The following is a 25,870-nucleotide window of genomic DNA, read 5'->3' as shown; positions in this document are numbered from 1 at the left end:
CGATGAAAAATAACACGGTTAAGGTTGCTCTTGCTCAATTCAACGCTGAATTAGGCAATAAACAGGGTAACTTACAGCGAATGGCTGAATTTTGCGAACAAGCGGCGAAGCAGGGGGCAAAATTGATTTGTTTTCCTGAATTAGCGACAACGGGCTACCGCGGCGATCTGTTATCAACCAAATTGTGGGATCTGAGTGACAGTGAAGGCAGTGAGACTTATACCCTGTTTAGCGCACTAGCAACCCGATTGAATATAACCATAGTGAGTGGGTTTGTCGAGCGCGGTCACTATTTAGGGGATATCTATAACTCCGTTGGAGTATGGAACCCCGGCTGTAATGGCATTAGTGGTGTATTTCGTAAAGTACATGCATTTGGTATAGAAAAACAATGGTTTAGCTGTGGTAACAGCTTTCCGGTATTTGAGACACCAATCGGCAAGATTGGTGTCATGATCTGTTATGACATGGGCTTCCCAGAAGTTGCACGCATCTTAACTTTGCAAGGGGCGGAGCTACTGTTAGCCCCTTCAGCATGGTGTGTACAAGATAGAGATGTCTGGGACATCAATAGCGCCTGCCGTGCTTTAGAAAATGGCACGCATGTGATGGCTGTTAATCGCTGGGGTCATGAGGGTGATTTACATCTTTTCGGTGGTAGTAAAGTGTTAGGGCCTCGTGGACAAGTACTTTGCGAGGCTCACTGTGATGGCGAAGCCTTACTAATGGGTGAAATTGATTTCCTTGCACAGGCGCATACTCGCTTAAGTGTTCCCTATCTAAGGGATAGAAAGCCGCAAAGTTATCACTTATTAGCTCAGGATCCCCCGCTATGAGTATCTTATCGAGTGTTGTTGATGTTTATCGTTTGTTTCTGCGTTCGGGTAACGAGCTAACAGTGACAACACTGGTTAATGAATTGGGAATGCCAAAAAGTTCTGCCTCTCGTTTATTGAAACAAATGGCGGAGTTGGGCTTGTTGGAAAAGAAAGATAATGCCCCAATTTATAGGCCAGGTTTATTGATCATGGAGCTAGCGCATCGTGCTCGTGGTATGAATCCACTGATTGATATGACTTTAGAAGCCCTTGATGAGCTAACAAAAAATACAGGTTTTACCAGTTATGTTTCAGCGCTTGATGGCGATAAAGTCAGAGTGGTACATGCACGTATTGGTAATAGTATGTTGCAAGTGATTACTCAACCTGGAACTCGACTCCCTATTATTGGGACGTCAACGGGTCGCGCCTTATTGTCTCGGTTATCGCCCCATGAAAAAGCTGAAATAATCAGTCAGGAGCCAGAAGACAAACAAGCGCAACTCTCTTCACAACTTGATTTAATTGAACAGCGTGGCTGGGCATTTTCGGTGAATGAGGCTGTGCCAGGAGTTGCTTCTGTATCGAGTACGGTTTATGACCCTGCACAAAACACACTGTATGCATTGTGCCTGAGTTTGCCAGAATCACAAATGAGTCAAGAGGTTATGGAGAGCTTATCCACTAATCTTTGCCATAAGGCGTCTTACCTTGGCTGTATGGTCGGTGACCCTTATTGGCTAAAACGTAGTACTAAGTAGTTGTGTAGTTCAAGTAGTCAATATAATTAATATAAAATTTCAAGTGCGTGAATACGCCTTCACCAGGAAAAATAGCCTTTAATGATGTGAAGTTAAAGGTTATTCGGGCGAAAGGGTTTTTATTTAGAACAAAACCTGAGTAGCCCAATGCTATCTAAAAAAATAATTAGAGTTAAAGGAAGTACAATGAGTCTAAAGCAAACCCTTTGCGTTTACGAGTTAATCGATTGCGCAAATGTTAAGGGGGAAGATGTTATTGCATTATTTAAGACTTTCCCAGGAATTCATGCCTCATCCAAAACCGTAAAAGATAATAAAGGGCAAAGTGATTTTGTCCGTATCGTGATCCCTGGCTCAAAGGGTAAATCACAAGGTAAAGAAGCACCAACACTCGGTATTATCGGCCGGTTAGGTGGAATTGGTGCAAGGCCCTCCCGTATTGGTGTCGTTTCCGATGCTGATGGTGCGATAGCCGCAATTACTGCCGCACTTAAATTAGCTCAAATGAGAGAGAAAGGCGATTTACTGTCAGGGGATGTGGTTATTACAACCCATATTTGCCCAACAGCACCTACTCGTCCTCATACGCCTGTTGATTTTATGGATTCGCCACTTGAAGATGCGACCATGAATGAACATGAAGCCATTATGGAAGCGGATGCAATTTTATCCGTAGACACAACCAAAGGAAATCGGCTGCTAAATCATAAAGGTTATGCATTGTCACCGACGGTAAAAGGTGGCTATATATTGCCGGTTTCTGAAGATTTAATTCGTTTAATGGAATGGAGCAGTGGCCAAAAAGCGGTGACATTTCCATTATCGGTTCAAGATATCACGCCATATGGTAATGGCCTTCATCATATTAATAGTATCTTACAACCTTCCGTTTCTACCTCTGTACCGGTAGTCGGCGTTGCGATTTGCACTGAAACGGTAGTGCCTGGCTGTTCGACAGGGGCAAGCCATGAGATAGATATCGCGGCTACCGTGAAATTTATGATCGAGGTTGCTAAAGAATTCGGCGAGGGGACTTGTCAGTTTTATGATGAGGCACAATTTAATTTATTAACCTCATTGTATGGCGATATGTCTCACTTACAGACTGCCGGTAAGACACCTAAAAAATAAGATGAAATTATAAAAATAGTCACAGTTAATTATGATGATTATCAATATGATAAAAATAATTAACTGTGCTCTATTACACTAGGCTATTGATTTAATTCAGCATCACTTTTTTGGACATCTTCTGTACTATCCTCGACTAATACAATAAGATCTGCATGGTTTCCTTTAGGGCCAATATTAATGCTAAAGCTAACTTTTTGACCTGCTTTTAGTGTCCTGTAACCCTCCATTTGGATACAGGAATAATGTGCGAAAATATCCTCACCACCATCGGCAGGGCAAATAAAACCAAAACCTTTTGCGTTGTTGAACCACTTAACGATACCTGTCTCCATATTTTATCCTTTAAATATTATTGCTAGAAATGTCTAAAATATACGCAATCACTAAGTATAAATACCAATAATAATTGGTCGTAAAACATACTGTAGTTAATTGCATTCTCAGGTCAAGTGGTGAGTTTACGTAATTCTAAAAAAGTGTTAATAATTCGATGGGCTTCAAATGTTAACCTATATGATATTTGATATAGCTCACAGATTGTTAGGCAGATGAGTTGCGTTTACTGGCATGATACACTATCGCTTACTAAATCAAGCAGTCACTAAATCTATTGGCTTAGGCTTTATTAGCGATTTATTTGATTGATAGAAATCATTGATAATAAAGACTATGCTTAAATTGAAGTTAAACACTGAGCAAGCAGACTGAGCAAGAAAGTAATGAGTGATTTTTTTGGCACATTTAAAACAGATGTCGTTTTTAAGGATGAAGTTGAGCAAACGCTGCAACCGCCATCGATGTATCAGGTACTATTAAATAATGACGATTACACTCCGATGGAATTTGTTGTCGAAGTGTTACAAAAATACTTTTCTTTTGATGAAGAACGCGCTACACAGATAATGTTAGATGTACATTTTCAAGGAAAGGGAGTTTGTGGTGTTTTTACAGCCGAGGTTGCTGAAACAAAAGCGGCGCAAGTGAATACATTTGCACGAGAAAATGAGTACCCTTTGCTGTGCACTATAGAAAAAGTCTGATCCGGCTTAATATCAATTTTGGGAGGTGCTTATGCTCAATCAAGAACTGGAGCTTAGTCTAAACGTAGCTTTTACCAAAGCGAAAGACAGTCGACATGAATTTATGACTGTAGAGCACCTATTGCTGGCGCTATTGAGTAATATCTCTGCACGTGAAGCATTAGATGCTTGTAAGGTTGATCTTGTCGCGCTTAGACAAGAACTGGAACACTTCATCGCGCAAACTACACCATTGTTACCTGAAAATGATAACCGAGAAACTCAGCCTACATTGAGTTTCCAGCGTGTATTACAAAGAGCGGTTTTCCATGTTCAATCATCAGGCCGTAACGAAGTCACCGGTGCGAATGTGCTTGTGGCTATTTTCAGTGAGCAAGAATCTCAAGCGGCATACTTACTCCGTAAACACGATGTGAGCCGGTTAGATGTTGTCAATTATATCTCTCATGGAACAGTCAAAGGCGAAGAGTCTCAATCGTCAGAGCAAGATCTACCTGATAATAGCTTACCAAATGAAGAGCAACCGCTCTCAGAAGACCATATGGACAACTTTACGTCCAATCTAAACCAACAGGCTAAGAAAGGTCATATCGACCCGCTGGTGGGACGTCAGGCCGAATTAGAAAGAACTATCCAAGTCCTTTGCCGTCGCCGCAAAAATAATCCACTTTTAGTGGGAGAATCAGGCGTGGGTAAAACCGCCATTGCTGAAGGTTTGGCATGGCGTATTGAACAAGATGATGTGCCTGAAGTGATGAAAGGCTGCACCCTCTATTCATTAGATATCGGTTCACTCCTTGCGGGTACGAAATATCGTGGTGATTTCGAGAAGCGTTTTAAAGCGCTGCTTAAAATGCTCGAAAAAGATCCAAAAAGTATTTTATTTATTGATGAAATTCATACCATTATTGGTGCTGGTGCCGCATCGGGTGGTCAGGTTGATGCAGCAAACTTAATCAAACCTCTATTATCGGGTGGGCGTATTCGGGTTATTGGTTCAACAACCTACCAAGAATTCAGCAATATTTTTGAAAAAGACAGAGCGCTTGCACGCCGCTTCCAAAAAATTGATATTGTTGAACCAACACCGGAAGAAACCGTCCGTATTATTAGCGGATTAAAACCGAAATATGAAGCTCACCATGATGTGCGCTACACCGCGAAAGCAATCCAGGCGGCGGTAGATTTGTCGATTAAATACATTACAGATAGACATCTTCCAGATAAGGCCATTGATGTCATCGATGAAGCAGGGGCAAGCACCCGTTTAATCGCCCCAAGCAAACGTAAGAAAACCATTGGCGTACCTGAAATTGAAACAGTGGTTGCCCGGATTGCCCGTATTCCTGAAAAAACAGTATCGTCGAGTGATAAAGACAAGCTAAGAACCCTTGATTCACGTTTGAAGATGCTAGTCTTCGGGCAAGATAATGCCATCGAAGCGCTGTCAGAAGCGATTAAAATGAATCGTGCTGGACTAGGATTGGAACACAAGCCTGTCGGCTCATTTCTGTTTGCTGGGCCAACGGGGGTGGGTAAAACCGAGGTGACGGTACAGTTGGCAAAAGCGCTGGATATCAAATTACTGCGTTTTGATATGTCAGAGTATATGGAACGTCATACGGTGAGCCGCTTAATTGGTGCGCCGCCAGGCTATGTTGGTTTCGACCAAGGTGGGTTACTCACCGATGCAGTGATTAAACATCCGCATTCAGTTGTTTTATTAGATGAAATAGAAAAAGCGCACCCTGATGTGTTCAACATCTTACTGCAAGTAATGGATCACGGCACATTAACCGACAATAACGGGCGTAAAGCGGATTTTCGTAATGTGGTTGTCGTGATGACTACTAACGCAGGCGTGCAAGAAACACATCGTCGTGCAATAGGTTTCGCCGATCAAGACAACAGTACTGATGCGATGGCTGAAATCAAAAAAACTTTTTCACCTGAATTCCGCAACCGTCTCGACGGCATTATTTGGTTCAATTCATTAACACCTGAAATCATTACGCAAGTGGTTGATAAATTCATTGTTGAATTACAAGCCCAGTTGGATGAGAAAGGGGTATCGATTGAAGTGAGCAAAGAGGCTCGCCGTTGGTTGTGTGAGAAAGGTTACGATAAAGCAATGGGAGCCCGACCTATGGCGCGCATTATTCAGGATAACCTGAAGAAACCATTAGCAAATGAGTTACTATTTGGTTCGTTAACTAATGGTGGCTCTGTAAGTATCGGGCTTGATGAAAAAAGTAACACACTGACATATAATTTCAGTAGCGTACACAAGGCCTCTCCGGAGGATGCGGTATTCTGACAAATGAACCACAGGTGTGTTGTACTTTGTGCACATCACCTGTGGTAATGTCAGGCCTTGCCTGACGAATTAATCAGCGGCTACGGAAAATAATACGGCCTTTGCTCAGGTCATATGGGGTTAACTCTACAGTCACCTTGTCGCCTGTCAGGATGCGGATATAGTTTTTACGCATTTTTCCAGAAATATGAGCAGTCACAACATGACCGTTTTCTAGTTCTACGCGGAACATTGTGTTTGGCAGGGTATCCAAAACTGTGCCCTGCATTTCAATATTGTCTTCTTTGGCCATCTAATCCTCTAAGTCTCATAACCGTGATTTTTAACGGGCATGATAATGCCCAAAAACCCGCACTAAGTAAAGAAGTGTCGCATTTTAAAGCGACTTTTCATCATTAGTGAAGGCATTAAATTACTGTAAAACCAAAATTCATTGTTTGAAAAATGGCTATATTTCAATTGATTGTGGCAATCTGAGTGTTTGTGGTAACCAACAGTCCGAATCAATTGATTTGTCTCGCCACCGATACAAAATATGTAAGAAATCCCAGCGAGGAATTTCTTTCGCGCCCATCGAGGCGGTATGGTGGTTAAGTACCTGACAATCAAAAAGTTGCCCATTATAGCGCAAAAAATGAAAATAGAATGTAATAAAAGCAAATTTGGATGCATCATTCATTCTACTGAACATTGACTCCCCACAAAATAGGTGTCCCACGTTCACGCCATACAAACCGCCGACCAGTTTATCGCCATACCAAGCTTCAACTGAATGGGCTAATCCTGCTTTGTGTAAAGCCAGATAACCGGCTCGAACTTCCGGCACAATCCATGTCCCTTCTTCACGAATAGAACAAGCTTCGATCACCTCTTTAAATGCATGATTAAGGGTAATACGATAAACCTGTTTTTTTAAGCATTTTTTCATAGAGCGGCTAATATGTAAGTCGCCAACCATTAAGACGGCTCTAGGATCAGGCGACCACCATAACGGCATCTCTTCAGGATTAAACCACGGAAAGATACCATCATAGTAAGCGGCTTGCAGCCTTTTTGATGAAAGGTCGCCGCCAATCGCTAATAAGCCATTAGGCTCCCGCATCGCTTCGGACACGGGCGGAAATAGGTAAGAATCATCATCTAACTGGTACATGATGTGCCTTAGAGGGCTTGCTGAAATAAGTGGCGTTGGCGAAATTGATAATAGCGTCCTTGTTCAGCTAACAAAGTTTGATGAGAACCTTGCTCAACAATTTCACCATTATCCATAACGCATATTTCATCCATGTACTCTAGACCCTGCATACGATGGGTAATCACGATGAGTGTCTTATCTGCACATTTGTCTTTCAACAGCGTGAGAATTTGCTGTTCAGTTTGCGCATCTAGGCCTTCAGTGGGTTCATCCATTAAAACCAGCGGTGTATTATGCAACAATGCACGGGCAATACCTAATCGACGTTGCTCACCACCGGATAATTGGCGACCACCTTCCCCCATCCAGGCATTCAATTTTAATTTGTTTTCAAGTAAGTTTTCCAACCCAACTTGCTCTAATACTTCACAAAGGGCCTCATCAGTTGCTGATTCATTAGCCAACAAAAGGTTATTGCGCAATGTATCACTGAACACATGCACCCTTTGAGGGACAACGGACATTACCGAGCGTAGCGCTTCTTCGCTGAACGCTGTAATTGACTGACCATTGATGGTAATTGCACCATGATCCACATCCCAAGCGCGAGTGATCAGCTGAAGTAGCGTTGATTTCCCACACCCTGTTTTACCCAGTAATGCAAGGTGTTGCCCCTTTTTTAATGAGAGTGAGACATTTTTTAATACAGCAAATGGCTGGTTAGGATAGCTAAATGTGACATTGTCAATTTTAAGACTTTCTAGCTGAGAAATTTGCTTGCCGTCGCTCGGGAAGGTGACTTCGGGTTTGGCTTCCATTAGCTGGGATACACGAGTCGCAGAAGCGATCACTTGCCCCATATGCTGAAAAGCCACGGCAACCGGGCCTAATGCTTCAAAAGCGGCGAGGGCGCAGAACACAAATAATGCAATCAGTGCGCCGGGCTGAGTATTCCCACCGACATGTTCCGCCGCCATCCAGAGTAAAACCGTGGCAGTCAAACCGGATGCAAGTAAAATAATAGCTTGAGATAGCCCCGTCAGCCCCGCTTGTTGTCGTTGACGAGCTTGCCATTTATCTTCGATGTCAGATAAATTTTGACGAAAACGAGCCGTGGCGCCAAACAGGGTTAATTCCGCTTGCCCTTGCAGTGCAGAGGTCAATATGGCGCGATAACTGCCTCGTAATTCAGTTAATTCACGGCCAATCGGTTTTCCAGCACGGTAAAACACCCAGGGCATGGTGAATAATAAAAACAGCATGGCACCACCGAGAACCCATGCGAGGCGAGGATCGAGATAACTCAACCCAAAAATCAAAACAAAAATGACCGCAAAGGCGGTGAGGATCGGTGATAACACTCGTAAATAGAGGTGATCTAAAGTTTCAACGTCAGCAACTAATCGGTTAAGCAGTTCCCCTTGGCGAAAGCGACTAATCCCGCCCGGTGAAAGGGGTAATACTTTACTAAAAGCAAATACACGTAAATGCGCGAGTACTTTAAAGGTTGCATCGTGGCTGACTAAGCGCTCAGAGTAGCGCCCTGCAGTACGGAAAATCGCTGCGCCTCGAACGCCGGCTGCCGGCAGCATATAATTAAAGAAGTAAATACCGGGAAACCCAGCAATCGCCGCACCCGCTAAAAACCAGCCGGAAAGCGTTAATAACCCAATGCTGGCGAGTAAGGTGACAATAGCCAGAATGATCCCAAGGGTAATTAAAAACCAGTGTCGACGATAGAGGGCTAAGAAGGGTAATAGTACTTTCATTATCAAAGCTCCTCACTACGATGCGCCAGTAATTGGGCAAATGCCCCTTCAGACTGACTCAATTGTTTGTAATCACCGCGTTGAATGATTTGGCCATTCGCCATCACCCATATTTGGTCGTAATCAATGGTTTCTTCCAACAAGTGGGTCACTAGAAGTGTCGTTTGTTGTTCAGATAGCTGATTAAGCGTTTGCATAACGCGTTGCTCACTGTGTGCATCAAGGCTCGCGGCTGGTTCATCTAAAAGTAATAAACGCGATGGCTTTAAAAGTACACGAGCAACGGCAACACGTTGAGCCTGACCGACGGATAACCTCGCAGCATAATCGCCCAGTCGAGTATTCAACCCATCAGGTAGCATAGGCAAAAACTCGGAGACATAGGCCTTGTCCATGGCTTGCTGAATTTCTGATTCAGTGGCATTAGGCTTACCTAAGCAGATATTTTCAACTAACGTTTGCTCAGGTAAATGCGGATTTTGTCCGACCCAACCCAGTAATTCACGCCATTTTTCAGGACACAGTGCATTTAATTCAATACCGTTAACTTTAACCGAACCTTTGTAAGGCAAAAAGCCAAGTAATAGATTGAGTAATGAACTTTTACCTGCGCCACTTTGGCCGACAAGTGCGATACGTTGCTGAGGCTCAATATTAAAGTCTAAAGGACCTGCAAGACAGGTACCATCGTGCGCGAAAATTTCGAGTTGTTTAGCTTCGATTTTAATCGACTCACCGTTTAAAACCTGATCCCCTTGCTGAGGTTTTTCTTCACCTTCACTATTGAGCAAAGTCACTAAGGTTTCAGCTGCGCCTACGGCTTGCGCTTTTGCGTGGTAATAAGTCCCTAAATCACGTAGTGGTTGAAAGAATTCAGGGGATAAAATAAGCGCAAGAAAACCAGCAAATAACGTAACAGGTAAGCCATAGCTACCAAAATTAATTTCGCCCAGATAAGAAAAACCAAAGTAAACGGCCACAACAGCAATAGAGATAGAGGCAAAAAACTCTAAGACAGCTGATGACAAAAATGCCATACGCAGAACTTCCATGGTTCTTGAGCGAAAGTCTTCAGTCGATTCACGAATTTGCTGTATTTCAGCTTTCTCACGGAAAAACAGGCGTAAAGTATCGAGTCCTCGTAACCTATCAAGGAAACTTCCACTTAAACGACTCAGCGCGATAAAGTTACGGCGGTTTGCATCCGCGGCACCTAAGCCCACTAAGGCCATGAAAATAGGGATCAATGGTGCAGTGACAAAGAGAATTAATGCCGCGACCCAGTTGAATGGGAAGATGGCAATCAAGATCATAATCGGTATGATCCCGGCTAAATACATTTGTGGCAGATAGCGAGAATAGTAATCTTGCATATCTTCTATTTGTTCAAGAATAATGGTTGCCCAGCTTCCCGCAGGTTTTCCTTTAACCCAAACAGGGCCTAAATCCTGTAGTTTATCAAGTACCATGGTGCGGATTTCTTGACGTACTACTTGACCACAACGAAACCCAACCCGTTCTCGAACATAAATGATTAATGCTCGGAAAACAAAAACGGCAATCAAAATAATAAAGGGAGTGAGAAGCTGCTCTCGCGGAACATTCTCCATAATTAGCGCTTGTAGGATCACTGCTAAAATCCAAGCTTGAGCAATAATCAATAAGCCATTAACAAGGCCTAAGAGCATAGAAATTCGCAGCCAGCGTTTCGCTGGGGCACTGTGTTGCTTTAACCAACGTACCAATTCAGTCTGTCTTGATTTATCCATAATGATTTAGCTTGCAGGTGTAGTTTTAATGTCATTGAGTACAGTTAGATTATGTTCTTAAAGCGACAAATCTAACAGAATTTTCTTCTATCATAGCAGCTTCCTTACGATATGTTACATAATAAAAGCAGGTTATTTAAATCTTCAACTGATTGTTATTAAATTGTTTTATAAAGGTAAAGCGGAATGATAGTACAAGTTGTGTGCTATGTAGAAGGCAGTGATTTTGAGGTTTTTATTAACAGATAACAAGATGGCTTAACCTAGAATTGTTAAGCCATCTGCATTTTATGAATTATTCCATCATTTAAGATGTTAATGAATGAGACTAATTAGGGCTAACCTGTAACCATTCTTTTGATATTAACTTAAACTTTCCTTCTAGCAGTTTAGTCCATTGTTCATCACGTTTTTCGATGCTTTCAAATGAACTGGCTTGTGTATCCGCTAATGTCCAATTATCTGTTGTTTCTTGCCAGATAAAGCATTCAAATGAGGTACTTGTAGGATATGAATGGCACATGACAACCTCATCGGTTCCATCTTGATTCACATCGGCCATAAAACCGAGGCAATCATAAGGGTTGTAGCTAGATGTGCAGTACCATGCGTTACTGTTATTATTGCCGAGAGTGAACCAGCTATCGGGTATTTGCGGGCTGCCTTTGGCTTGAATTAAAACTTCTTTGAGCGGTTTTTGTTTATCTTCTGAATATGCGCTTGTGGCTAATAATGTTTTGTATTCTGGGTTTTGGCTAAGTTTATTGAATGCGTCCTTACCTTGAGCCCCTAAACTTTTTAAGTCATAAGCGAGGGAACTATCGATTTTTATTTTACCTTGCTCAATACCTGACAGAATGCTGTTAACGGTTATTGTCTTAAAATTAGCGATAGGGCTGTTGATGACTAAAATAAGGGTGATAAGGCCAAGAAGCCCCACTTTATTGATTGAGCCTAACGATAACATCCAGCGCTGTCTTTTACGGAGTATGGCGACAGTATATGCCAAAACAATTAATGCTAAGAATAGTGCAATAGCAAATGCATAAAGACGTCCGATACTCCAACTGTATTGGTGTACTCGGGTTAGAATTCCATACAGTGATAAGGCAGAAAACGCATTAAGCAATATAATACTGGTCAAGACAAAACTATTTAACCAAGAGCGAAACTGATACTGATTGCTGCCATCACCATAAACAAAATTAATAAAAACAATGTTTAATGTGAGGAACCAAAGCATAACGCCAGAACCAAGTCCCGCAGATTGTATGCCTGAAACTAAGGAAATGATAAATCCAACTAAGAATATAGCGCCAACAATATTGAGTAACGGTAAGAAAAAGCGTGCAATATAGCTGGCGAAATTTCCAAGTTGAATATCAAGAACTGAGCGTAAAAAAACAAGGCTAATATTAAAGCCGAGTGTAAACCCAACCCAATAGGTCATCTCGCTATCAAGTAGATTGCTGAGATATTCTAGATTAACAATGCCAAACAGGAAGCTGGCTAATTTGATAATGGCAGTCGGTAACCCACCAATAAAACACGCTAAAATACCTAAAAACGTATTTTTAATGTAGAAACCCATCAGACAACTGTAATCAATCTTCCATGTTCCTGTTATTTGGCGCATTTGCATCCAGGGTAACAAAAAGAAAAATAAAACAGTTAAAGTAGCAAAAGCGACAACTGGGCTGGCATCGGCAGCATCTTCGATACCCAACGCATTCCATATAGTGACCCATGCGGTTAGTGCAATGGCAATAAAAACATTGATATAAAAAGCGAGAGATTTTGCATCAGTGATTAAATAACTCACGATTGCAGGAACATAAATAGCCAGCATCATTGGCAAATAAATAAAGGCAGGTCCGAACTCACTCGTTACACGAATGGAATAATCCATTGAGGCATAAATAACAATGCCTTGGATGATAGATAATATGACAACAATTAGGTAGGAATAGCCACGAATAGATTCTTACTGTAACGGCTGACCCATAAAGTTTCCTTGCTTAATTTCTCATTATGATAAAAAGAGTATAAGCGGCATAAGCATCCTGAAATATAAACTTGCTCTGAAAAATGGCAGCAAAAAAGGCTTTAAACTCAATATTAAGGGGGATGGGTAAAAATTATTGAGGGGGGAGTGACATACACTTAATCATTCAAGGTGAAAGTAGGTAATAAACAAAGATAGTCCGATGAACATAGATAACGATGTTCATCGGCGAGTTGTGCGCGGTCAACAACCATGCAACTGAAGTATGATGAGTCTAATTATTTAGAGGCTAGACCATCGAGATAACGTTCTGCATCTAATGCTGCCATACAGCCTGTACCTGCGGAAGTAATGGCTTGGCGATAAATGTGGTCCATAACATCACCGGCAGCAAAAACGCCCTCAATGGAGGTCTGGGTCGCATTGCCTTGCGTTCCTGATTGCACTTTAATGTAGCCATTATCTAAATCTAGCTGACCATCAAAAATAGCGGTATTGGGACTGTGTCCAATTGCAATAAAGGCACCCATTACTGCAAGCTCTTCTGTTTCTTCGCTTTTAGTATTACCTAGGCGAACCCCAGTAACACCCATATCATCACCTAAAACTTCTTCAAGGGTACGGTCAGTATGTAGAATGATATTGCCGTTTTGTACTTTATCCATTAAACGGTTGATCAGAATTTTTTCTGCGCGGAAGCTATCGCGGCGGTGGATCAAATGAACTTCAGACGCGATGTTTGATAGGTAGAGCGCTTCTTCAACGGCAGTATTACCGCCACCCACAACAGCAACTTTTTGGTTGCGATAGAAAAAACCATCGCAAGTTGCACAGGCAGAGACACCACGGCCTTTGAAGGCTTCTTCAGAGGGTAGACCAATATACCGTGCTGAGGCGCCAGTTGCGATAATCAAGGCATCACAGGTATATTCACTTTCATCGCCAAATAAACGGAAAGGGCGTTGCTGCAAATCGACTTTATTGATGTGGTCAGAAATAATTTCAGTTTCAAATTTAGCAGCATGCTCATGCATGCGATCCATGAGTCCTGGACCTGTCAGTCCTTCCGGGTCGCCTGGCCAGTTTTCCACTTCTGTTGTGGTTGTTAATTGACCGCCTTTTTCCACTCCAGTAATCAGCGCAGGGCTTAGATTTGCACGTGCAGCGTAAACCGCGGCAGTATAACCTGCGGGACCTGAACCTAAAATAATTAGCTTGCGATGTGTGGTTGTGCTCATGAATTCCTCTTTTAATCTAAAAAAAAGCATTGCCACGATTGTAGGAGAAATGGATAGTTAACAAAAGTGATTTAAATGCTGAGTGCATTCCATGCCATTAATTGCTGTAATAGGCAATACCTACTAAATGTTAAAAAATGGGTTAAAAAAGAGAGTAAGTCACGGAATATAATTTTTAGGAATTATCTTGATTTGTTGCTGCGAAACGTTTTACTGGAAAAAAAGCGAAATCTTGTACTGATTTTTATTCATTTACTTTGACAATCGGCTGCGCATTTGCGAAAACATCTATGTAAGAGTTAATTATCTAGCAGGTCAATGGAAATGGCGCATTTTTGTTCTTACTGGAAAGTTAATTTTACACTACTTACAAACTTAAATAATAAGTATTAATTGTGAACGCTAATGACATTCACGTGTGTTTCAGCATTACAAATAAAATTTGCGCCTGAACATCTATACAAAAGTATGAGCTTGGATGGTGCTATTTTATATAGATGTAGAAAATAACAATTAGAGAAAGAGAGATTAAAGAGATGATTGACAATAAAAAGCGTCCTGGCAAAGACCTTGACCGTATCGACAGGAATATATTAAACGAATTACAAAAAGACGGGCGTATCTCTAACGTAGAATTATCTAAGCGTGTAGGGCTTTCACCAACACCGTGTTTAGAGCGTGTTCGTCGTTTGGAAAGACAAGGATTTATTTCTGGGTATACGGCATTATTAAATCCACATTACCTTGATGCATCACTGTTAGTGTTTGTTGAAATCACACTAAACCGTGGCGCACCTGATGTTTTCGAACAATTCAACACTGCGGTACAAAAGCTTGAAGAAATTCAAGAATGTCACCTTGTTTCTGGTGATTTTGACTACCTGTTGAAAACGCGTGTGCCTGATATGTCCGCATATCGTAAACTGCTAGGTGAAACATTGTTACGTCTGCCTGGCGTCAACGATACTCGTACCTATGTCGTTATGGAAGAAGTTAAACAAAGCAACCGTTTAGTGATCAAAACTCGCTAATCGTACTTTGATAACCTTTTTCAGCACAGCAATCCAATTTGTTGTCGCACTGCAGTTTCAACGCTGAGTTTACTCAGCGTTGTTCCGTTTTAAGTCCCCGTTTTTTCCTATTGTATTTGTTACTGAACCCTTATCTAGACGACAAACTTAGTATGATTGACGTTTTTTTACGTTTATCTTATGGCTATCAATAAATTTTCATTTCAATTTATTGATTATAAAGCTATAAATATTTAGGAGTTTTGATGACAAATAGAATTTGAATCATCATTCGTAAGATGAAATACTGAATCCAATCGTGTCTCGGGTAGGGGAATTTACCTTAATTGCTGCAAAGTACGCATATGACGGTGATTAATGCTAGAATAACCCCAAGAGAACAAAGAACATTAGTCAGTAAAGAAGCAATAATGAGCCAAGAATATACAGAAGATAAATACATTAAATTTAAAAAGCTAAGTAGCGGAAGACGGCTATTAGAGGTTATTTTGCTCGCGATTTGCCTCTGTGCCATCTTTTTAATGGTTGCTTTGATGAGTTTTAGCCCGTCAGACCCAAGCTGGTCACAAACAACATGGAATGCGCCAGTTAAAAACTTAGGGGGTAGTGTAGGGTCTTGGAGTGCAGATATCCTATTTTCAGCGTTTGGTATTCTTGCTTTTGCTATCCCGCCGTTGTTGCTACTCGGTTGTTGGGCGATTTACCATTATGAAAGCCAGCGCCGTTATATTGATTTTTTCTCGTTATCATTACGCTTAATTGGTGGCTTAGCCCTGATCCTATCCTCTTGTGGTTTAGCGGCTCTTAACTTTGATGACCTGCCTAACTTTGCCTCTGGTGGCGTTATTGGTAGTGTCTTTAGTAACGCTATAATGCCTTGGTTTAATTCGTTAGGTGCGACGTTAGCGCTCTTATTTTTATGGGCAATCAGCTTTACATTGTTTACAGGGTGGTCATGGCTCACCATCGCTGAAAAAATCGGTGCTGCTATTTTGCTTCCTATCACCTTAATAACGAACCGTGCGAGAGGGGATGACCTCGACGATTACGATGTAGAGGAAACGGAAGATGCGCTGCAACGTGCTCAAGAGGCGGAACGCCAAGCTAATCACGATGCACATCTTATTGATGAAGATGATGTGCTATTTTCTGCACCTACGGTTGCGGAACTTGTTAATGATGAAGTCATTTCTCAAGTCGATAATACACAATCTGTGGTCAGTGAAAATATCCCCAACGAGTCGTCACTTGCTCAAGTAGCAACAGAAACTCAACCGCAGTGGACTGCATCAGAAGAACAAATACCCGCATTCTCTGCAGTAGAAGAACAAAGTACCTACCATTTTGAAGTTCCAGATGATTATCGCGCTGAACAAGCTCACCAGTCACAAGCGGATAATCACTACAGTGAAAATGCTGAAGTTAAACCGCATAATGATTTTACTGAGCCGCCATTATTTACAGAAAAAAATGAGTTTAATCAGCAATTTCAGCCACACGCTACGACTGAGCCGGTAATACACCCTGAACAAAATCATTTTTCCAATGAGGTCTCTCAGCCAAATACAATCGAGTCGCCAAGAGTACCTTCAGCATTTGTCCCTGCGCCAATGGTCAATGATGTCATCCCAGAAATGAGTATACCTTCAGTGACGGATCGAATTGCAGATCCCGCCGCTTTAGCCGCTGCGGGTATTTCTATTTCTGCTCTTGAACGTCATGCGCAAGTTAAACAAAATGCAGAGCCGGAATTACCACGTCCAAATCCGGTGCGCTTACCAACACGTCGAGAACTGTATGGGATCCACATTCCGTCACAACGCGATGCAGAAATGCAACGACGCCAAGAAGAAGCCTCACTGCGTGAGCAAACTTATCAGCAATGGTCTTCAAGTGATGATAATCAACAGCAGCAGGTTGATGAAAATGAACAAGATGACATGCTGCGGGCTCAGTTTATGGAGCAGCAGCGCGGTCGCTATGGTGAGATAGATGAAACTGACTATGAAGCTCAACCCTTAACGTCAGTACAGGCAACGGAAAATGAGCCAATAGAACCCGAAAAAGCACCGGATACACGACTGAACCAACCGCAAATTGAACATCGTTGGCCATCGGCAACCTCTGCGTTTTCAACGACGACACATACAATCCCACCAGCGGCGCCAATTGAGTACTCAGACACTGTCGATAATCTCACATTTTCAGCTCAATCTGATGATGATATTCATGATTTCGAACCTAGAATCGATTTGAGCAAAGAATTTTCCGTGTTAGATAGCTTCTCACCCGTCGACGATCTAGTGAATGATGAACCAGCAACACCACTATTTATGCCATCATTTAATGCGGTGCCTGAACAATCACAGTCTGTGAATACAACAAATAAAGTTGAAACAGAGCTTGGCAATGTTTCTACTCCGTCTCATACTTTTGCGCAGCCACAGCAGCCACAGCAGCCACAGCAGCCACAGCAGCCACAGCAGCCACAGCAGCCACAGCAGCCACAGCAGCCACAGCAGCCACAGCAGCCACAGCAGCCACAGCAGGATAGTCTATTCCATCCATTTTTGGTGCGTAATGATCAGCCATTACCTAAACCAACAACACCTATGCCTTCTTTGGACTTGCTCGCCAGCCCACCAGAGCAGGAAGAGCCGGTAGATATGTTCAAATTAGAGCAAACTGCCCGTCTTATTGAGGCGCGTTTAAATGATTATCGCGTCAAAGCTGAAGTGGTCGGTTTTTCTCCGGGACCTGTTATCACGCGTTTTGAGCTAGATTTAGCACCAGGGGTAAAAGCAGCGCGTATTTCAACATTATCCAAAGACCTTGCCCGTTCACTTTCTACCACGGCGGTCAGGGTTGTTGAAGTCATACCAGGTAAACCGTATGTTGGGCTTGAGCTACCAAATGATAAGCGCCAAACGGTTTATTTAAGCGAAGTTTTAGATTGTGATGATTTCAGGAAAAATCCATCCCCACTAACTATCGTTTTAGGTAAAGATATTGAAGGGGATCCTGTTGTTGCTGATTTAGCTAAGATGCCTCACTTATTAGTTGCAGGTACGACCGGTTCGGGTAAATCAGTCGGGGTCAATGCCATGATCCTGAGTATTTTGTATAAATCGAAACCTGAAGATGTTCGTTTTATCATGATAGATCCGAAAATGTTGGAACTTTCTATTTATGAAGGTATCCCACATCTATTGACTGATGTTGTAACGGACATGAAAGATGCGGCAAATGCTTTGCGCTGGTGTGTCAATGAAATGGAACGCCGCTACAAATTAATGTCAGCGCTTGGTGTCCGTAATCTTGCCGGCTACAATGAAAAAATTAAAGCGGCTGAAGAGATGGGGCGTCCAATTCCAGACCCACATTGGAAACCAAGTGACAGCATGGCAATAGAACATCCAATGCTGAAAAAAGAACCTTACATTGTGGTTATGGTTGATGAGTTCGCAGACTTAATGATGACTGCGGGTAAAAAAGTGGAAGAGCTGATTGCTCGCTTGGCACAAAAGGCTCGTGCGGCAGGTATTCACTTGGTATTGGCGACTCAACGACCTTCAGTCGATATTATTACTGGGCTGATTAAAGCCAATATTCCAACACGTATCGCGTTTACCGTTTCCAGCAAAATTGACTCGCGTACTATCCTTGATCAAAGCGGTGCAGAATCGTTATTAGGAATGGGGGATATGCTCTATCTACCACCAAACTCCTCAATTCCAGTGCGTGTACATGGTGCATTTGTGCGTGACCAAGAGGTTCATGCCGTGGTTAATGATTGGAAAGCACGGGGTAAACCTCAATATATTGATAGCATCACGAGCTGTAGCGATGATAGCGAAGGCGGTGGTGGCTATGATAGCGGAGAAGAAGAGCTCGACCCACTATTTGATCAAGCCGTAGAGTTTGTGGTTGAAAAACAAAGAGTGTCAATTTCAGGTGTTCAGCGCCAATTTCGAATTGGGTATAATCGCGCGGCTCGCATTGTCGAACAGATGGAAGCGCAACAAATTGTTAGCGAACCGGGACACAATGGTAATCGCGAGGTACTTGCTCCACCTTCAATGGGGCACTAAAAATACAATTAGCACATTAATAAATTAATGTGCTAATTGCCGGCTTAATTTAAGCAGTGTATAAAGTCGTAACGCCTCTTGAGGTATAAATTTAAGGTCTTTTTTCAATGAAAAAAATGATGTTATTAGGCGCATTAGCCTTTAGTTTAAGTATCGGACAAGTGCTAGCAGATGCGAGCCAAGACCTTCAAGAACGCCTGAATAAGGTCAATAGTTTTCAAGCCAGTTTTTCACAAAAAGTCACCAGTCCTGAAGGCGATCTAATCCAAGAGGGTGTTGGTGAGTTATGGCTTGAGCGCCCGAATTTATTCAATTGGAATATGACCTCTCCGGACGAAAGTGTTTTAGTTTCTGATGGTAAAAATCTGTGGTTTTATAACCCATTTGTTGAGCAAGTAACAGTAACAAATCTATCGGACGCCACACAAGACACGCCATTTTTATTAATTACACGGAATAATCCACAAGACTGGAAGCAGTACTCGATTATTCAGCAAGGCAATACGTTTGATCTAAAGCCTAAGCAGACAAATGGAACCTTAAAACGTTTCTCTATTACCGTTTCACCACAAGGCACAATCGAAAAATTTGCTGCGGTGGAGCAAGATGGGCAAACCAGTGCCTATCAATTAAAAGAGCAAAAAAATGGCAAGGTGGATGCAAACAAATTTAAGTTTACAGCGCCAAAAGGTGTCACCTTAGATGATCAACGCGCTAAGTAATTAAGCCGTAAGAGGGTATCGTGGGTAATCTGTCGCTCGATTTTTCACAGAATGAATTTCAACCTTTGGCTGCACGTATGCGGCCTGAGTCTCTTGAGCAATATATTGGTCAAAAGCATTTATTTGCCGAAGGTAAGCCATTACCACGAGCGATTAAAGCAGGCCACTTACACTCAATGATTCTGTGGGGACCTCCAGGGACAGGTAAAACAACATTAGCTGAAATCATTGGCAATTATGCACAGGCGGATATTGAACGAATATCCGCAGTCACATCGGGTATTAAAGAAATCCGTGAGTCGATAGAAAAGGCACGACAAAATCGAAGTGCAGGACGCAGAACCATCTTATTTGTTGATGAAGTCCATCGTTTCAATAAAAGCCAGCAAGATGCTTTTTTACCGCATATCGAAGATGGCACTATTACTTTTATTGGTGCCACGACAGAAAATCCCTCTTTCGAATTAAATTCAGCATTACTTTCTCGCGCTAGAGTTTATCTTCTGAAATCATTGGAAGAGAGTGATATTGAAGAAGTATTGCTGCAAGCCATGTCAGATACAGCGCGTGGTTTGGGTGGGCAAAACATAATCCTACCCGATAGTACGCGAAAAATGATTGCACAACTGGTTAATGGTGATGCAAGGCGTTCACTCAATCTGCTGGAAATGATGGCCGATATGGCCGAAGCAGATAGCCAAGGGCAACGTATCTTAACAGCTGATTTACTTAAAGAAGTGAGTGGGGAACGTACTGCGCGCTTTGATAACAAAGGCGATCGTTATTACGATTTGATTTCTGCTCTGCATAAGTCGGTGAGAGGGTCAGCACCGGATGCTGCATTATATTGGTATGCTCGAATAATTACCGCAGGCGGCGATCCTTTGTATGTTGCTCGCCGTTTGCTAGCGATTGCATCCGAAGATGTGGGGAATGCTGATCCACGTGCAATGCAAGTTGCAATCTCTGCATGGGATTGTTTTACGCGAGTTGGACCAGCCGAAGGTGAACGCGCTATTGCCCAAGCGATTGTCTATCTAGCTTGCGCACCAAAAAGCAATGCGGTTTATACCGCGTATAAAGCAGCAATTAAAGATGCACAAATGCAGCCTGATTACGACGTGCCAGAGCACTTAAGAAATGCACCGACTAAGCTACTTAAAGAGCTTGGCGCAGGAAAAGAGTATCGCTACGCCCACGATGAAATAAATGCTTATGCGGCGGGTGAAAATTATTTTCCTGAATCAATGAAAAATACGCAATATTACTATCCAACCCGCCGTGGGCTTGAAACTAAAATTGCAGAAAAACTCGACTGGTTAGCCCAACAGGATCAAATTAGCGCCACAAAACGCTATCGCTAATGTGGGCAATGCGGTAAGGTTGTAATATCAAATAGATTATATTTATCTATACCCGAAGTAATTCAATTTGCTTGTAGATACAAAGCGAGAAAATAGCTGAAAACCACCATAAACAGTGTGATTCAGGTAGCTGAGTGAATACAATGCTCAAGAAAATTGAAGGATTAAGGGTGTATCATTAACTCACAAGAATCACAGGATAAGCAATGCTCGATCCCAATTTACTGCGTACGGAGCTAGACGCGGTTGCTGCAAAACTGGCTCGCAGGGGTTTTACCCTAGATGTGGAAAAGCTGCGTGAATTAGAAGAACGCCGCAAAGTTTTACAAGTTGAAACTGAAACCCTGCAAGCAGACCGTAATTCGCGATCGAAAATTATCGGTGCGGCTAAAGCTCGTGGTGAAGACATTGAGCCATTACGTCTGGAAGTTAATCAGCTGGGTGAGAAATTGGATTCTGCCAAGGCAGAACTAGATAAGTTGCAACAAGAAATTCGCGATATTACATTGAGTATCCCGAATATGCCTGATGACCAAGTACCAGACGGTAAAGATGATTCTGATAACGTTGAAGTCGCACGCTGGGGTGAGCCTCGTCAGTACGATTTTGATGTTAAAGACCATGTAAGCTTAGGTGAGTTATCGGGTGGCTTAGATTTTGCCGCCGCGGTGAAATTGACTGGCGCACGTTTTGTTGTCATGAAAGGGCAAATAGCGCGTATGCATCGTGCATTGGCTCAATTTATGCTTGACTTGCACACCGAACAACATGGCTATCAAGAGCTGTATGTGCCTTATTTGGTCAATCACGATACGCTGTATGGTACAGGTCAACTGCCTAAATTTGGTGAAGATCTTTTCCATACTAAGCCTCTTGAAGAAGAAGCGGATAGCAGTACTTATGCGTTGATCCCAACAGCAGAAGTGCCAGTCACTAATTTGGTACGTGATGAAATTTTAGATGAAGATACGCTTCCTCTTAAAATGACGGCGCATACACCGTGTTTCCGTTCTGAAGCGGGTTCTTATGGTCGCGATACGCGTGGTCTTATCCGTATGCACCAGTTCGATAAAGTCGAGTTGGTACAAATTGTTCACCCAGAAAAATCAATGGATGCACTGGAAGAGTTAACTGGCCATGCAGAAAAAGTACTGCAATTGCTGAATCTTCCATACCGTAAAGTGATTTTGTGTACTGGTGATATTGGCTTTGGTTCACGTAAGACTTATGACTTAGAAGTCTGGCTGCCAGCTCAAAATACTTACCGTGAAATTTCTTCTTGCTCAAACATGTGGGATTTCCAAGCTCGCCGTATGCAAGCACGTTTCCGTGGTAAGAACGATAAGAAGACTCAACTGGTTCACACTTTGAATGGTTCAGGTCTTGCGGTTGGTCGTACACTGGTTGCGGTACTGGAGAACTATCAGTTAGCCGATGGTCGTATAGAAGTGCCTGAAGTATTACGTCCATACATGAAAGGGTTAGAATATATCGGTTAATAGAAGTAATGATTGAATCATTGCCTGTTAATTGTCTAATCCGAATCGAACCGTCACTTTTAGTGGCGGTTTTTTTTGGTGCGCCGAGCATGGCGCGTAGCGCCTTGATTGGCTCTGTCTGTTCGCTGTGGTGGCAAACAGGCGACTTGGAGGTGAAAGTCCTCTACACGCCCGATAAGGGGAAGTGTTAGCTGAACGGCAAGGGTGTTCATCGCGAGGTGAAATCTGAAGGAAGCTGAAAGCAAAATGCCGGTCTGACGAACAGGAAGCGGTTTAGGCGGTGCAGCGGGGTAAGGCGGCCAATATCGTCAACGCCCAATACTTATACGGAACGCTGTGACGTAGAGCCGACAGACATAGGCAGGAAGGTCGCGCGAATTACCTCGGGAGATCTGTAGCCCTGCCAAGAGCTACTGGCGCTGTGAAGTGTCGGAATGGGGCAACAGAAGTCAGCAGAGGCCGTAGTAGTGATGTAAAACCGACATCATGAAGGGCTGAACCTGTCACGAGCGGCAAGTCACGCGTGCTCTCGAGTTATCGGAACACAAGGCAATGAATAATCATTGTGCCGACAAATAAACAAGAAGGGTCGGAAACCTGGGCGATGTTTGCGGTGTTCTCAACGTTAACCGGCGACACGATGCACGAAACAGACTCATGTATTGAACACGTTCGATACAGACAGGAACCGCCGTATACGGAACCGTACGTACGGTGGTGTGAGAGGACGACGGGAGCGATCCCGTCTCCTACTCGATCCTAAAATAGACGGTAGTTATTTTGACTCAGTTTTTGATAAGAAAAAGCGGGGAAAATAAATTTTCACCCGCTTTTTAATCAATATTATTTAATTGAGTGATTGGTTTTTACGAACCAAATAACACTTATTGAATAATAGAATTATTTTGTGGTGCTTGCGTATTTTGATTCTGTTTTACTTCAGAAAAAAACAAGCTGCGGTAAGTGCTGTAGTATGTTGCATACATAATTGGCATAGAGATAAGTAAACCTAAGCCTAAAGGAATCGCTGAAACAACAAGTAGAATAGCAATCACAATAAAGAATAAAATACCAGGAAGAATATTTTTCTTAACGGCTTGAAGGCTTGCTGAAATAGCTTCACCTACTTTGAATTCATGGTTCATAACCAGTGCAGGTGCAAACCAAGTTAGCGCAGTACCGACAAGGGCTGCAATTGCCATTACAATACCCGCCAAGATGAATGTACCTGAAGACGCTAATATTGCTGCATCAGATGGGCCACCATATTGGTTATTTTCCATTAATAGACCGAAAATAGCAGAGCCACCAATAATAAAGGCAATGATCATACCAACAAGATTAGCGGCAAAGTTAATTGCACCGACGGCAAATAACGTACTAAATTTTTGTTGAAAGCCAGCGAACAGTAGTCCAATTTCAGCTTGGCCTGTTTTACGTTGATTTTCACAAATCGCAATAATACCACCAAGAAAAATTGGGGTAATAAAAGTGATTAGTAGATTTAAAAATGGGATCATTGAAATGATAAATATCAATGCAAATAACACGATGTTTATCAGGATCCACATACCTAGCTTTTCTTTAACCAGCGCCCATGATTGGCTAATCCAGTTAACACCTTCGCCGGCATCAACGGCACGAGGTTCTTTAAGGAAGGTAAGCGTATCTAATGGTGCATTGTTTGTCGGTGCAGGTGTGTTACCCGCATTAAAATTTTCGTTATTCATGATAGAGAAGGAACCTATAAGTAATGAGTTGTAGTGTAAAAACAATGTAATTATTCTAGATATCAATATTTTTAATAAATTTATCAATAATCGATTTATAGACGCGATTATGCAGAAAGTGCGACACATTATAAAGCAGACTATTCTGGTAAGGTATTTTTGATTAAATATTTCTACATAAACAATTTCTTCAGGTTGTTTATATAGAAATGGAGATTTTATGAACACTATGGCGGGACAGCTAGCTTTATATTCTATTTATATGGCGGTTCTATGTTTGGTAATTACTGTAAATCAAATAATGGTACAAATATGGGGGGTATATTCGTACCATTAATGATTGCAGTTTTACTATTAGTATGAAGTTTATTAATAAATAACTTTATGGCCGTAGCTTTCAAGAATACTTTTAACGCGCTCCATCACCGCTTTTGATGGGGGTTTCACGCCATCGAGCTTATACTCTTCACCCATGGTTTCCCATTTATGTTTACCAAGCTCATGGTAAGGTAATAATTCGAATTTTTCGATATTACTCATCTCTTTGGTGAATTCGCCGAGTAAATGCACGGAGTGGTCATCATCACTCCAACCGGGAACAACAACATACCGTACCCATGTTTTTTGATTGCGTTTTGCTATGTAGCGTGCAAATTCAAGAGTGCGATGGTTAGAGACGCCAACTAATTTTTGATGTATTTCATCATCAATTTGTTTTAAATCAAGCATCACTAAGTCAGTGACATCCAGTAATTCATCAATGACGGGATCATAACGGCGGACAAAGCCATTGGTATCTAAGCAGGTATGGATATTCTCTTTTTTACAGGCACGAAACCAATCACGCACAAACTCAGCTTGTAAAATCGCCTCACCACCGGACGCAGTAACACCACCCCCTGTGGCATTCATAAAATGGCGATAGGTGACAGCTTCTTGCATCAATTCATCAACAGTAACAATTTTACCTGTATGTGTATCCCATGTATCGCGGTTATGGCAATACAGGCAGCGCATCAAGCAGCCTTGAAAGAAAACAATAAAGCGTATGCCAGGACCATCAACAGTGCCGCAGGATTCGAATGAGTGAATTCGACCGAGCGTTGCGGGAGGCGATGTGGTTGAAATATTAGTAGTAGGAATTGTTGTTGTCGACATAGCAGGTACTCCAAAATATCCGTCATACTTCGAGCTGTAGGGGTGTTGGCTACATTTAGCTACTTGGGTCACATACTTATGTATGCTCCCCAAGATATCTTCACTTGCCGCCTACCTACAACTCGAATTATTTAGGATATGACTCATTAATTCTTCGAGCTGTAGGGGTGTTGGCTACATTTAGCTACTTGGGTCACATACTTATGTATGCTCCCCAAGATATCTTCACTTGCCGCCTACCTACAACTCGAATTATTTAGGATATGACTCATTAATTCTTCGGGCTGTA

The 25,870-nt window shown here is 42.3% G+C and carries 19 protein-coding genes; 10 read left to right on the top strand and 9 right to left on the bottom strand.

Going from position 1 to position 25,870, the window contains the following annotated elements; all coding sequences use genetic code 11:
- Window positions 1-2 precede the first annotated feature (2 nt).
- The 3 genes from M998_RS04955 (at window position 3) to M998_RS04945 (ending at window position 2,710) form a co-directional block, all read left to right on the top strand.
- A complete protein-coding gene (locus M998_RS04955; protein ID WP_068442087.1) occupies window positions 3-836 on the top strand; it encodes a nitrilase-related carbon-nitrogen hydrolase in 834 nt (277 codons plus the stop codon).
- On the top strand, window positions 833-1,579 hold the full coding sequence (locus tag M998_RS04950; RefSeq protein WP_068442091.1) for an IclR family transcriptional regulator: 747 nt from the start codon (window positions 833-835) through the stop codon (window positions 1,577-1,579). The genes M998_RS04955 and M998_RS04950 overlap by 4 nt, the downstream gene beginning before the upstream one ends.
- Window positions 1,580-1,765: 186 nt before the next feature.
- Complete coding sequence (locus M998_RS04945) at window positions 1,766-2,710, top strand: DUF1177 domain-containing protein (protein ID WP_068442094.1); 945 nt, start codon at window positions 1,766-1,768, stop codon at window positions 2,708-2,710.
- 83 nt (window positions 2,711-2,793) lie between these two features.
- Here the strand turns inward: M998_RS04945 and cspD are convergent, their stop codons facing one another.
- Window positions 2,794-3,045, bottom strand: a complete 252-nt coding sequence (cspD, locus tag M998_RS04940) for a cold shock domain-containing protein CspD (protein WP_068442098.1) — start codon at window positions 3,043-3,045, stop codon at window positions 2,794-2,796.
- Window positions 3,046-3,432: 387 nt separating this feature from the next.
- Between cspD and clpS the strand changes: the two genes are divergently transcribed.
- Entirely contained in the window at window positions 3,433-3,753 is a 321-nt protein-coding gene (gene clpS / locus M998_RS04935) for an ATP-dependent Clp protease adapter ClpS (protein ID WP_068442101.1), read from the top strand.
- A 31-nt stretch (window positions 3,754-3,784) separates the two neighbouring features.
- Complete coding sequence (clpA, locus tag M998_RS04930) at window positions 3,785-6,070, top strand: ATP-dependent Clp protease ATP-binding subunit ClpA (protein WP_068442105.1); 2,286 nt, start codon at window positions 3,785-3,787, stop codon at window positions 6,068-6,070.
- A gap of 73 nt (window positions 6,071-6,143) precedes the next feature.
- Here clpA and infA read toward each other — a convergent pair whose 3' ends face one another.
- The 6 genes from infA to trxB form a co-directional block, all read right to left on the bottom strand.
- Window positions 6,144-6,362: a translation initiation factor IF-1 gene (gene infA, locus M998_RS04925; protein WP_004244560.1), complete on the bottom strand. Its 219-nt coding sequence runs from the start codon at window positions 6,360-6,362 to the stop codon at window positions 6,144-6,146.
- A 156-nt stretch (window positions 6,363-6,518) separates the two neighbouring features.
- Entirely contained in the window at window positions 6,519-7,223 is a 705-nt protein-coding gene (gene aat, locus M998_RS04920) for a leucyl/phenylalanyl-tRNA--protein transferase (RefSeq protein ID WP_068442108.1), read from the bottom strand.
- Between the two features lie 8 nt (window positions 7,224-7,231).
- Window positions 7,232-8,974, bottom strand: coding sequence for a heme ABC transporter ATP-binding protein/permease CydC (gene cydC, locus M998_RS04915; RefSeq protein ID WP_068907859.1), 1,743 nt, complete (start codon window positions 8,972-8,974; stop codon window positions 7,232-7,234).
- Window positions 8,975-8,976: 2 nt separating this feature from the next.
- On the bottom strand, window positions 8,977-10,743 hold the full coding sequence (gene cydD / locus M998_RS04910; RefSeq protein WP_068907857.1) for a heme ABC transporter permease/ATP-binding protein CydD: 1,767 nt from the start codon (window positions 10,741-10,743) through the stop codon (window positions 8,977-8,979).
- A 328-nt stretch (window positions 10,744-11,071) separates the two neighbouring features.
- A complete protein-coding gene (locus M998_RS04905; protein ID WP_232007513.1) occupies window positions 11,072-12,652 on the bottom strand; it encodes a DUF7057 domain-containing protein in 1,581 nt (526 codons plus the stop codon).
- Between the two features lie 374 nt (window positions 12,653-13,026).
- On the bottom strand, window positions 13,027-13,986 hold the full coding sequence (trxB, locus tag M998_RS04900; protein WP_068442118.1) for a thioredoxin-disulfide reductase: 960 nt from the start codon (window positions 13,984-13,986) through the stop codon (window positions 13,027-13,029).
- A 536-nt stretch (window positions 13,987-14,522) separates the two neighbouring features.
- On the opposite strand from trxB, the gene lrp reads away from it, so the two are divergent.
- The 5 genes from lrp to serS all read left to right on the top strand — a co-directional run bounded on the left by lrp (window position 14,523) and on the right by serS (window position 22,693).
- Window positions 14,523-15,017: a leucine-responsive transcriptional regulator Lrp gene (gene lrp / locus M998_RS04890; RefSeq protein WP_004918089.1), complete on the top strand. Its 495-nt coding sequence runs from the start codon at window positions 14,523-14,525 to the stop codon at window positions 15,015-15,017.
- 410 nt (window positions 15,018-15,427) lie between these two features.
- Complete coding sequence (locus M998_RS04885; protein WP_068907976.1) at window positions 15,428-19,108, top strand: DNA translocase FtsK 4TM domain-containing protein; 3,681 nt, start codon at window positions 15,428-15,430, stop codon at window positions 19,106-19,108.
- 107 nt (window positions 19,109-19,215) lie between these two features.
- Window positions 19,216-19,830, top strand: coding sequence for an outer membrane lipoprotein periplasmic chaperone LolA (gene lolA, locus M998_RS04880; protein ID WP_068442125.1), 615 nt, complete (start codon window positions 19,216-19,218; stop codon window positions 19,828-19,830).
- Between the two features lie 20 nt (window positions 19,831-19,850).
- Entirely contained in the window at window positions 19,851-21,194 is a 1,344-nt protein-coding gene (locus tag M998_RS04875) for a replication-associated recombination protein A (protein ID WP_068442128.1), read from the top strand.
- A 206-nt stretch (window positions 21,195-21,400) separates the two neighbouring features.
- A complete protein-coding gene (serS, locus tag M998_RS04870; RefSeq protein WP_068442132.1) occupies window positions 21,401-22,693 on the top strand; it encodes a serine--tRNA ligase in 1,293 nt (430 codons plus the stop codon).
- Window positions 22,694-23,577: 884 nt separating this feature from the next.
- Here serS and M998_RS04865 read toward each other — a convergent pair.
- Both M998_RS04865 and pflA read right to left on the bottom strand, forming a co-directional pair.
- Window positions 23,578-24,423, bottom strand: a complete 846-nt coding sequence (locus M998_RS04865) for a BPSS1780 family membrane protein (RefSeq protein ID WP_068442140.1) — start codon at window positions 24,421-24,423, stop codon at window positions 23,578-23,580.
- 369 nt (window positions 24,424-24,792) lie between these two features.
- Entirely contained in the window at window positions 24,793-25,581 is a 789-nt protein-coding gene (pflA, locus tag M998_RS04860) for a pyruvate formate lyase 1-activating protein (RefSeq protein WP_068442143.1), read from the bottom strand.
- Between the last annotated feature and the right edge of the window lie 289 nt (window positions 25,582-25,870).

This window comes from Providencia heimbachae ATCC 35613 (assembly GCF_001655055.1).
Taxonomy (GTDB): Bacteria; Pseudomonadota; Gammaproteobacteria; order Enterobacterales; family Enterobacteriaceae; genus Providencia; species Providencia heimbachae.
This window is presented reverse-complemented; position numbering and strand designations above follow the sequence as displayed.